General features: G+C 45.6%; 1 pseudogene. It reads left to right on the top strand.

The features are described 5' to 3' along the window. Window positions 1–179, top strand: a pseudogene (locus NE473_RS31740) (aminotransferase class I/II-fold pyridoxal phosphate-dependent enzyme); the annotation flags it as partial. Between the last annotated feature and the right edge of the window lie 115 nt (window positions 180–294).

Genomic DNA, 294 nt, shown 5'->3' on the forward strand with positions numbered 1-294 from the left:
ACACGTCCAACGCCGGGCTGAGAGAATTAAAGGTTGAGATTTCCAACTATTTAAAACGGCGTTTTCATGTTACATACGATCAGGATCATGAAGTGATGGTGACGGTAGGCGGAAGTGAGGCCATTGACGTGGCCCTGCGAGCCATGCTGGATCCTGGCGACGAAGTGCTTCAGCAACAGCAGCGATCAGAATGATTCCGATTATAAGATCCGCCATGAACCCACCTCCGGTTTGTTATTTCATCGGATTTTAGCATTGTTACATAAAATCTGACATTTGCATATAAAATACAGC

The sequence above is a fragment of the Hungatella sp. SL.1.14 genome, assembly GCF_024460495.1.
In the GTDB taxonomy this organism is placed as follows: Bacteria; Bacillota; Clostridia; order Lachnospirales; family Lachnospiraceae; genus Hungatella; species Hungatella hathewayi.